Below are 10,268 nucleotides of genomic sequence, written 5' to 3'. Positions count from 1 at the left end.
GGCGAAACGAAGGTGCTGCATTATTTGGAGGTGCTGCGCGACCATGTGGGATGGGAAGCGCTGGCGCAAAAGGTGGTTAAGCCCCTAAAGGGAAGAGCGGCAGGCGCTTATTATGGCTGTATGCTGCTCAGGCCGGGACAGATTATGACCATGGACGACCCGGAGCGTCCAACTATTTTGGAGAACTTTCTTAAAGCGCTGGGCGCTGCGCCGGTGTCTTACGCTATGCGCAACGAATGCTGCGCCGGATATCTGGCGGTGACTAACGAGGCTTTGTGCCGCCGCATGGTAGACAAAATTAAAGAAAACGCTGCCGGTAAGGGCGCGCAGGAGCTGATTACGGCTTGCCCGCTGTGCGCTTATAATTTAGTGGCTAACGGTAAGCCCGGCAGCCTGCCTGTGCTGTACTTTACGGAGCTGTTGGCAGAGGCCTTGGGCCTGGACGAAGGAGGTGCGGCAGATGGAGCTGAATAGTAGGGCTATGGCCGAATATATTCTGACCTTGTCCGGCACCGATGTGCGGCACTGTATGCAGTGCGGCCGCTGCAGCGCTGCTTGTCCTGCCGCCGAAGCGATGGATTTGCTGCCGCACCGGATGGTTTGGGAAGCGATTTGCGGCCATGGCGACGATCTGTTGGCTGCGACCGCGCCTTGGAGCTGCGTGTCCTGCATGGCCTGCGAGCAGCGTTGTCCCCGTGGCGTTAGCCCAGCGGCCGTGATGGAGGCTGCGCGCTTGGCGGCTATTCGCCAGCAGGGAGGAAACAGGCTGGCTGCCGAACAGCTGGAGCATTATCCGGCTGATATGCCGCAGCAGGCGTTGGTGGCAGCCTTCAGAAAATATAATAAGTAGGAGGTATCCTCGTGCAAAAAATAGGTGTTTTTGTATGTTGGTGCGGCAGCAATATCGCCGGCACGGTGGATGTTGCCCAGGTTGTGGAGGCCGTCAGGCAGATTCCTGACGTAGCCTATGCCGTTGATTATAAATATATGTGCTCCGAGCAGGGGCAGGAGCTGATTCGGCAGGCAGTGCGGGAGTATGGCCTGAACCGTTTGGTGGTTTGTTCCTGTTCGCCGCGGATGCACGAAGCCACCTTCCGCAAATGCGCGGAGGGCATCGGCATTAACCCCTATATGGTGGAGATAGCGAATATTCGCGAACAGTGCTCGTGGGTTTTAAAGGATAAGGCTGCGGCTACGGCTAAGGCGATAAAGCTGGCTAAGGCGGCGGTGGCTAAGGTGCGCTTTAACGCGCCGCTGCAGGCGGGGCGCAGCAACGTGGTGAAGCGGGCGCTGGTAATCGGCGGCGGTATCGCCGGTATCCAGACGGCACTGGATATTGCCGAAGCGGGCTATAAGGTGGATATTGTGGAAAAGGAGCCGACCATTGGCGGACGTATGGCGCAGCTGGATAAGACCTTTCCGACGCTGGACTGCAGCGCCTGTATTCTGACGCCCAAAATGGTGGACGCAGCTCAGCACGAAAATATTACGCTGTACACCTACAGCGAGGTGGAAGGCGTGAGCGGCTATGTGGGCAATTTCGACGTGACTATTCGCCGCAAGGCGCGCAGCGTGAAGGAAGATATGTGCAGCGGCTGCGGCGTGTGTACGGAAAAATGCCCGTCTCGCAAAACTCCCAGCGAGTTTGATATGGGCTTGAAAAACCGCGGCGCAATTTATATTCCCTTTGCGCAGGCCATTCCCAAGGTGCCGGTTATCGACCGCGAGGCCTGCATTAAATTCAAAACCGGTAAGTGCGGTATCTGCTCCAAGCTTTGTCCCTGCGAGGCTATCGATTACACGCAGCAGGACGAGCTGTTCAGTGAAAAATACGGCGCTATTGTGCTGGCAACAGGCTTTGAGCAGATGCCCTTGGATAAATTTGCCGATTTAGGCTGGGGCGAAAGCAAGGACGTTATCACTTCGCTGCAGCTGGAACGGCTGACTAACGCGGCGGGGCCTACGGAGGGGCATTTAGTGTGCCCGTCCAGCGGTAAGGAGCCGGAGTCCGTCGTTATCGTTTCCTGCGTGGGTTCGCGCGATACTTCGGAGCGGGGCAAGAGCTATTGCAGCAAGATTTGCTGTATGTATAACGCCAAGCATGCCATGTATATCCGTGAAAAATATCCTAATATAGACGTAACCGTTTTTTATATAGACGTGCGTACTCCCGGCAAGGGCTTTGACGAATTTCAGCGCCGCGCCGTGGAGGAATACGGCGTGCATTATGTGCGCGGGCAGGTTGGCAAGGTCGTGACCGACGGCAATGGTAAAATTACCTTGCAGGCCAGCGATTTGAACAGCGGCAGGCAGCTGACTCTGCATCCCGATTTGGTGGTGCTGGCGGCGGCAGTGCAGCCTGCTCCCGAAGCGCGCAGGCTGGCTACCATGCTGACGGCCAGCATCGATAACGACGATTTTTATGTGGAAGCTCATCCTAAGCTGCGTCCGGTAGAAAGCCCGACGGCAGGCATCTTTTTGTCAGGTATGTGCCAGGGACCCAAGGATATTCCGGAAACTGTTTCGCAGGCCGGAGCTGCCGCGGCTAAGGTTATCGGTCTTTTAGCCAAGGATCATTTGGCGACTAACCCCTGCATTGCCGAGTGCCAGGAAAATATTTGCAGCGGCTGTCAGACCTGCGCCCATGTATGTCCCTACGGCGCTATCAGCTACGAGGCCAAAACGGTGATAGCCTTGACTGGCGTGCGGGAGGAACGCATGGTGGCCGTGGTGAACCCGGCGCTGTGCCAGGGCTGCGGCGCCTGCACGGTGGCCTGCCCCAGCGGCTCCATGGACCTCAAGGGCTTTACTAACCGACAGATTTTGGCGGAGGTGGATGCGTTATGTTAGAAGCTAAGAGCACCTACGAACCGAAAATAGTAGCCTTTTGCTGTAATTGGTGCAGCTATGCCGGTGCGGACGGAGCAGGTACTGCCCGTAAGAGTTATCCGGCCAACATTAAAATTATCAAGGTGCCCTGCTCGTGCAGAGTTAATCCCTTGTTTATTCTGCGCGCTTTTGCCCGCGGCGCGGACGGCGTGATTTTGTGCGGCTGCCATCCAGGAGATTGTCATTATACGACGGGCAATTATTTTACCCGCCGCCGCATGACGCTGCTTTTAGGTATGCTTAATTATCTGGGAGTAGCCGGGGAGCGTTTTCGCGTAGAATGGGTCAGCGCCGCGGAGGGCGCGCGTTTTGCCCAGGTAATGAACGATTTTGCGGAGCATATTGCCGCGTTGGGAGAAAATGTAAAGTTGAGGGATTTGCGATGCGCGAAATAAATAAGCTGATGCGGGAAAAGGCCGCTAAGCTCTTGGGCGACGGCACGGTGGAACGGGTGCTGGCCTGGCGCAGCGGCGAATTCTTTTATGATAATGCGCCGGCTTTTTTTGCCGACGCGGAAGCTTGCCAGGAGATTGTGTACGATGAGTTTTGTCCTGCCAATTTAAGCAAGTATTTGATGCAGACCAGCCGCAGGGGTTTAAGAACGGCAGTCTTTCTCAAACCCTGCGATACTTATGGGTTAAACCAGCTTTTGAAGGACCACCGCGTAAAGCGGGAGCTGGTTTACGCAGTGGGTACGCCCTGCTCCGGTATGGTCGATATTAAGAAAATTAAAGCGGCTGGAGCGAAGGCTATCGTTAAGGTAGTCTGCGACGGCGAGCAGGTGCAGGTGACTACTGCCGCGGGCAATTTAACTATGCCCAAGCGGGAGGTACTGCTGGATAAGTGCAGAATGTGCAAGGGCAGCGCTTATAAAATTGCCGACGACGAGCTGGGCCAGCCCTTGGAAACGCCTGCGTTTACCGGCGATAAATTTGCCGGGGTGAAGGCTGTGGAGACCATGAGCGCGGAGGAACGCTTTGCCTTTTGGCAGCAGGAGCTGAGCAAATGTATTCGCTGCAACGCCTGCCGCGATATTTGTCCGGCGTGCAGCTGCGAGCAGTGCATTTTTGACAAGCCGGATTCTCCGGTAGCAGGCAAGGCCTATGCCGACCCGGTGGAGGAGCAGCTCTTTCATATTATCCGCGCCTATCACGTAGCGGGGCGCTGCGTGGGCTGCGGCGAGTGCGCTCGCGTTTGTCCTCAGGGAGTTAAGCTGGGGCTTTTGAATATGAAATTTATTAAGGATATTAACAGCTTCTTTGGAGCTTATCAGGCGGGAGAGGACGCCGTTACGCCTGCGCCCCTGACGGACTACAGGCTGAACGACGCTGAAACGGAAATCGCGCTGAAGGGAGGCGAGCGCCATGTATAAGCTGAGTCGGACGAATTTGCCTGAGCTGTACGCCGCTTTGACGCAGGAGGGCAGGCTGCTTTTGCCCTGCGCCGATAAAAACGGCAAGGTGGATTTTGCCGCTTACAACAAACAGGCGCAGGTCGCTTTGGACGCGCCTTTGACGGCGCGCTCTGCTAAGGACGTGTTCTTCCCGCAGGTAGAACAGCTGCTGACCTTTACAACCAGCGGCAAGAGCTTGTCCATCGAGCAGCAGCGCCCCGGTGAGGAGCAGGTGATTTTGCTGGGCGTGCGGGCCTGCGACGCGCGCAGCTTTGAGCTGCTGGATATGGTGTTTTTGCAGGAGCCGGTGGATACTTACTACCAAACGCGCCGGGCCCATACGCTGATTATTGGTCTGGGGTGCAGCGCGCCGGAGGAAACCTGCTTCTGCCATGCCTTTGGCATCGACGCGGCCAAGCCTGCCGCCGATGTGCAGACCTGGCTGACGGCGGACGCTTTGTATTGGCAGCCGGTAACGGAACGGGGCGCAGCGCTGACGGAAAAATTAGGCGCTCTTTTGACAGAAACGGACGATGCTGGCGCAGTAAAAGAGCAGCAGGAGCTAACGCATAAAATTTTAGGCCTGCTGCCGCTGCATGATTTTAAGGTAAACGATAAGCTGCCGCAGAAGGAGCTGGAGGTTTTCCGCAGCAGCGTGTGGGAGCGTTTGTCGCCGTCCTGCTTGTCCTGTTGTACCTGCACTTATATTTGCCCTACCTGCCATTGTTACGATATTCGCGATTATCAGGCTACGGACAGCAAAACCCAGCGCTTCCGCTGCTGGGACAGCTGCATGGCCAGCGATTTTACTAAAATGGCTCACGGCAATCCGCGCAAAACACGTTTGGAACGCTTCCGCCAAAGATATATGCACAAGCTGGTGTATTTCCCGGAAAATAACGCGGGCGCGTTTGCCTGCGTAGGCTGCGGCCGCTGCCTGCAAAAATGTCCGGTGAACTTAAACATTGTTAAGGTAGCCAAGGCTTTGGAGGTGAGCGAGGATGTATAAAAACGATACGCTGATTCCGCAGGTGGGCGTAGTGACGGATGTGTACAGCGATACCGCCGACGTCAAAACCTTTCGCGTAGAAAAGCCTGGCGGCGGCAAGCTTTTTGAGCATTTGCCGGGACAATGCGCCATTCTTTCCGTGCCGGGCAAGGGCGAGGCTATTTTTTCCATCACTTCTTCGCCTACTAATGAAAAATATATGGAGTTCAGCATTAAGCGCTGCGGCTGCATAACGGATTTCCTGCATTTTGATGTAGAGGCAGGACAGGAGCTTGCAGTACGCGGGCCTTACGGCAATCATTTCCCGGTGGAAGACAAGCTGCTGGGCAAGGATTTGCTCTTTATCGCCGGCGGTATCGGTTTAGCTCCTTTGCGCAGCGTCATCAATTATATGCTGGATAAGCGCGGCGATTACGGCAGTATCGATATTGTCTACGGCGCGCGCAGTAAAGAAGATTTTGTGCGTTACGAGGAATTGACGCAGGTGTGGCCGCAGCAGGAAAATACGCGGGTGCATCTGACGATAGACAGACCCCAGGAGGGTTGGAACGGCAACGTAGGCTTTGTGCCGGCCTTCCTGCGGCAGCTGAATTTTACGCCGGATAAAACCGTGCTGCTGTGCGGGCCGCCTATTATGATTAAATTATGCCTGGCCAAGCTGGTGGAGATGGGCTTCAAGAAAAGCCAGGTTTATACTACGCTGGAGCTGCGCATGAAGTGCGGCGTAGGCAAGTGCGGCCGCTGCAATATTGGCAGGAAGTATGTGTGCAAGGATGGGCCGGTGTTTACGTGCGATGAGTTAGATAGCATACCGGATGAATATTAAATAAAAACAACATCCTTAATTCTTAGGAGGAAAAATAAATGGAAGATATGGTAACAGTATATCTGCTGGGCAAGAAGTATTCTGTGCCTGCCGCCCTGACCATTATGGACGCCATGGAATATGCCGGGTTTAAGCTGGTGCGGGGCTGCGGCTGCCGCAGCGGCTTCTGCGGGGCCTGCGCTGTTATTTACCGCATTAAGGGCAGCACGGAGCTGAAGGTGGTGCTTTCCTGCCAAACTAAGGTGGAAGAGGGTATGTGCGTGGGTAAAATCGATTCCTTCCCCGTCAATAAGCGTACCTTTAATATAGAGGAAATTAAGGCGACGGACAATATTGTGGGGCAGCTGTACCCGGAAATTTACAGCTGCATTGGTTGCAATGCCTGCACTAAGGGTTGCCCGCAGGGGCTGAACGTTATGCAGTACATCGCTTACGCTCAGCGCGGCGAGTACGCGAAGGCCGCGCACGCTTCGTTCGACTGCGTGGGCTGCAATATCTGCGCGTCCCGCTGCCCGGCGCAAATCAGCCACAGCGCCGTCGGCCTGCTGTGCCGCCGCTTGACTGGAAAATATATTGCGCCTAAGTGCGAGCATTTGGCGCAGCGCGTGGCGGAGATTGAAAACGGCGATTATGCGGAGCTGCTGGCTAAGCTGAAAAAGATGCCTCTTGACGAGATCAAGGAGCTGTATAATAAACGCGAGATTGAAAAGTAAGGAGGCAGAAAGATGAGCGCATTTACGGAAGAAATGTTGAAATCCAGGGCGAAGGTGGAGGCTACCCGCGCTTCCCGCCTGCATGCCTCCATTGAACGCTTCAGCGCTGAGGAAAAGGAAGCGCTGCTGCAGGAATTTCATCCCGATTACAGCGCCAAGGGCTTTAAGGTGCTGGAAGTGGGCCCCAATAAGGGACAGAAGGTGCCGGTGGAGCTGGCGCGTCTTTTGGAGGGCAAGAGCCGTTTAGAGGGCGTGGAGCTGGATTTGGAACGGTTGGATTATGATGTGGACGTTTTGGTTATCGGCGGCGGCGGCGCGGGAGCCAGCGCGGCGCTGGAGGCAGCTAACGGCGGCGCCAGCGTTTTGCTGGTAACTAAGCTGCGTATGGGCGACGCCAATACGATGATGGCCGAGGGCGGCATTCAGGCTGCCGATAAGGCTAACGATTCGCCGGCGGTGCATTATCTGGACGCTTTTGGCGGCGGTCACTATAAAAATATTCCGGAGCTGTTGGAGGAGCTGGTGACGAACGGGCCGCTGGCTATCGACTGGCTCAGCAAATTAGGCGTGATGTTCGATAAGGAGCAGGACGGCAATATGGTGACGACCCATGGCGGCGGCACCAGCCGTAAGCGTATGCATGCCTGCGCCGATTACACCGGCGCGGAAATTATGCGCGTGCTGCGGGACGAGGTGCAGAACCGCGGCATCCCTACGCTGGAGTTCGCTCCGGCCATCGAGCTTTTGCTGGACGACGAGGGTAAAGCGGCGGGCGCTGTGCTGTGGGATTACGACAGCTGCGAGTACAAGGTGGTGCGCGCCAAGGCGGTGATTATGGCTACGGGCGGCGCGGGACGCCTGCATTATCAGGGCTTTCCTACCTCCAATCATTACGGCGCTACGGCTGACGGACTGGTGATGGCTTACCGTGCGGGCGCGCCGCTGATTTATGCCGACGCTATTCAGTATCATCCGACGGGCGTGGCTTATCCGGCGCAGATTTACGGCGCTTTGGTAACGGAAAAGGTGCGCTCTATCGGCGCGCAGCTGGTCAACAGCGAGGGCGAGATTTTTATGCACCCCTTGGAAACCCGCGACGTGTCGGCGGCTTCTATTATTCGCGAATGCACCGTGCGCGGCAAGGGCGTTAAAGCGCTGGACGGCGTGGCTCTGTGGCTGGATACGCCGCTGATTGAAATGCTGCACGGCGAGGGCACGATTGCCAAGCGCATTCCCGGTATGCTGCGCATGTACGCTAAATTCGGCATCGATTTGCGCAAGGAGCCGATTTTGATTTATCCTACGCTGCATTATCAGAACGGCGGTATTTTAATCGATAAAGACGCGCAGACTAAAATACCGGGCTTGTTTGTAGCCGGCGAGGCAGTGGGCGGCATTCACGGCACCAATCGCTTGATGGGCAACAGCCTGCTGGATATTATCGTTTTTGGCCGCATTGCCGGCACTAAGGCTGCCGCTGCTGCCAAAACGGTTAAATTGGGCAGGCTGAGTCTGGAGCATGTGGCGCGCTACGCGGCGGAAGAACGCGAGGCGGGCGTGCAGGGCGAGCTGTCGCCGAAGCTGCTGCCTGTTTATACTCACGGCAGAAACGCCAGATAAGCGTGAAAGCAGAACGCTGGCTGCGGGATTCTGGCGCAGAACTTACTGGCAATAATTAAAAACTTTGAATTATAACGCCCGGACAGCAGCTTTTCTGCATTGTCCGGGCCTTTTGCATATAAAAATAAGCGGCGTGCAGCACAGCGGCAGCTGACTGTATTTGCCATGCAGAAGAAGCGCTGTCAACGATTTTTTTCTTGCATAAAGCTCGTGCTTATAGTATTCTATAAGTGTAAAAGGAGGGCTGTAGGATGGCTGATATTGTAGAAAGTCTGGCAGGCAATAAAATGCTGCTGCTTAAGCAGGACATTGCGTTTTTGCGTCAGCGCCTGGCCGAATGTACAGACGAAACGGCGAAGCAGGCAATTCGCCGTGAGCTGATGGAAAAAGAAACTTATTATAATATCCTTGCAGACCGCCAGCGGATCAATTTCTAAGCCGGAAGCAACTGCCGGCTTTTTCTTTGCAGCTGGTATTGAAATATTACCTGCGGCAATGATAGAATGTTGGTTACAACAAATTATTGTAGCTTCGCACATACAGGAGGATTATTTTGGAAAAGTTAATTGTGAAGGGCGGTACTCGTCTTGTTGGTACGGTCAAGACCAGTGGTGCGAAAAACGCTGTGCTCCCAATTATTGCGGCCTCTATTTTAGGCACGACGCCCAGTCATTTGGACGAGGTGCCCATGCTGGAGGATGTGCATACAATCAGCGAGGTTTTGAGATGCCTGGGTTTATCCGTTGCTTGCAACCAGCCCAACTCTCTTGATATAGACAGCAGAACGATTACGGCTTATGAAGCGCCCTACGAGCTGGTGCGCACTATGCGCGCTTCCTTCCTTGTGATGGGACCTCTGCTGGCGCGTATCGGCAAGGCGCGGATTTCCATGCCCGGCGGCTGCGCTATCGGCGCGCGTCCTATTGATATTCATTTGAAGGGCTTTGAGGCTTTGGGCGTGAAGATCGAGCAGGGACACGGCTATATTGAAGCCAGCGCTCCAAATGGCTTGAAGGGAACGAGCATTTATTTCGACTTCCCCAGCGTGGGCGCGACGGAAAATATTTTGATGGCGGCGTCCCTGGCCGAAGGTACCACTATTTTGGAAAATGCGGCGGAGGAGCCGGAAATTGTGGCTTTGGCTAACTATCTGAATAAGATGGGCGCTAAAATACGCGGCGCAGGTACCGATACTATTCGCATCGAGGGCGTTAAGGAGCTTCACGGCACAGATTATACGATTATTCCCGACCGTATTGAAGCGGGGACTTATATGATTGCCGCCGCTATGACGGGCGGCGACGTGGTGGTGGAAAATGTTCTGCCGGAGCATCAGAAGCCACTGATTGCCAAGCTGCGCGAGGCAGGCGCATTGGTGGAAGAAGATATCGATAAGGTGCGCGTAGTGGGCAGGCTGCCCTTGAAGGCCGTGTCCGTTAAAACGCTGCCCTATCCAGGCTTCCCTACGGATATGCAGGCGCAGATGATGGCTATGATGGTCATTGCCGAAGGCCGCAGCAAGGTGACGGAAACAGTTTTTGAGAATCGCTTTATGCATGTGGTAGAGCTTAACCGCATGGGCGCTAATATTTCTACCGAGGGCCGCAGCGCCGTTATCGAGGGACCCTGCCAGCTGACGGGCTGTGATGTGCGGGCTACCGATCTGCGCGCCGGAGCGGCGATGATTTTGGCAGGCCTGGTGGCCGAGGGCGTTACCCGTATCGGCGACCTGCACCATATAGACCGCGGTTATGAGAACATTGTAGAAAAGCTGAAGAATCTGGGCGCCGAGATTGAGCGCGTTAATGTGGATTAAGC

11 protein-coding genes are annotated in these 10,268 nt (G+C 55.2%); all 11 read left to right on the top strand.

Translation table 11 applies throughout. The features are described 5' to 3' along the window. Window positions 1-474, top strand: a 474-nt coding sequence (locus QZ105_RS01030; protein ID WP_293727990.1) for a heterodisulfide reductase-related iron-sulfur binding cluster, incomplete at its 5' end; no start/stop codon positions are given. After that, window positions 461-850 carry a 4Fe-4S dicluster domain-containing protein gene (locus QZ105_RS01025; RefSeq protein WP_293727989.1) on the top strand — a complete coding sequence of 130 codons (390 nt, stop codon included), beginning with the start codon at window positions 461-463 and terminating at the stop codon, window positions 848-850. The genes QZ105_RS01030 and QZ105_RS01025, both read left to right, overlap by 14 nt. An 11-nt stretch (window positions 851-861) precedes the next feature. Beyond that, window positions 862-2,850 carry a CoB--CoM heterodisulfide reductase iron-sulfur subunit A family protein gene (locus QZ105_RS01020; protein ID WP_293727988.1) on the top strand — a complete coding sequence of 663 codons (1,989 nt, stop codon included), beginning with the start codon at window positions 862-864 and terminating at the stop codon, window positions 2,848-2,850. After that, entirely contained in the window at window positions 2,844-3,284 is a 441-nt protein-coding gene (locus QZ105_RS01015) for a hydrogenase iron-sulfur subunit (RefSeq protein WP_293727987.1), read from the top strand. The genes QZ105_RS01020 and QZ105_RS01015 overlap by 7 nt, the downstream gene beginning before the upstream one ends. Continuing rightward, a complete protein-coding gene (locus QZ105_RS01010) occupies window positions 3,272-4,261 on the top strand; it encodes a 4Fe-4S dicluster domain-containing protein (protein WP_293727986.1) in 990 nt (329 codons plus the stop codon). The genes QZ105_RS01015 and QZ105_RS01010 overlap by 13 nt, the downstream gene beginning before the upstream one ends. Continuing rightward, window positions 4,254-5,291 carry a 4Fe-4S dicluster domain-containing protein gene (locus tag QZ105_RS01005; protein WP_293727985.1) on the top strand — a complete coding sequence of 346 codons (1,038 nt, stop codon included), beginning with the start codon at window positions 4,254-4,256 and terminating at the stop codon, window positions 5,289-5,291. Before QZ105_RS01010 ends, QZ105_RS01005 begins: the two co-directional genes overlap by 8 nt. Further along, complete coding sequence (locus tag QZ105_RS01000; protein WP_293727984.1) at window positions 5,284-6,117, top strand: FAD/NAD(P)-binding protein; 834 nt, start codon at window positions 5,284-5,286, stop codon at window positions 6,115-6,117. The genes QZ105_RS01005 and QZ105_RS01000 overlap by 8 nt, the downstream gene beginning before the upstream one ends. A 38-nt stretch (window positions 6,118-6,155) precedes the next feature. Next, the gene (locus QZ105_RS00995) at window positions 6,156-6,830 is read left to right on the top strand and encodes a 4Fe-4S dicluster domain-containing protein (RefSeq protein ID WP_293727983.1); all 675 of its coding nucleotides are present in this window, start codon (window positions 6,156-6,158) and stop codon (window positions 6,828-6,830) included. Between the two features lie 12 nt (window positions 6,831-6,842). Beyond that, window positions 6,843-8,450 carry an FAD-dependent oxidoreductase gene (locus tag QZ105_RS00990; RefSeq protein ID WP_293727982.1) on the top strand — a complete coding sequence of 536 codons (1,608 nt, stop codon included), beginning with the start codon at window positions 6,843-6,845 and terminating at the stop codon, window positions 8,448-8,450. A gap of 251 nt (window positions 8,451-8,701) precedes the next feature. Continuing rightward, on the top strand, window positions 8,702-8,887 hold the full coding sequence (locus QZ105_RS00985) for a hypothetical protein (RefSeq protein ID WP_293727981.1): 186 nt from the start codon (window positions 8,702-8,704) through the stop codon (window positions 8,885-8,887). A 116-nt stretch (window positions 8,888-9,003) separates the two neighbouring features. After that, the gene (gene murA / locus QZ105_RS00980; protein ID WP_293727980.1) at window positions 9,004-10,266 is read left to right on the top strand and encodes a UDP-N-acetylglucosamine 1-carboxyvinyltransferase; all 1,263 of its coding nucleotides are present in this window, start codon (window positions 9,004-9,006) and stop codon (window positions 10,264-10,266) included. The last annotated feature ends 2 nt before the right edge of the window (window positions 10,267-10,268 follow it).

The sequence above is a fragment of the uncultured Phascolarctobacterium sp. genome, assembly GCF_905212365.1.
Classification (GTDB): domain Bacteria; phylum Bacillota; class Negativicutes; order Acidaminococcales; family Acidaminococcaceae; genus Phascolarctobacterium_A.
Note: the sequence above shows the minus strand (reverse complement) of the source record. Positions and strands in the feature narration are given on the sequence as shown.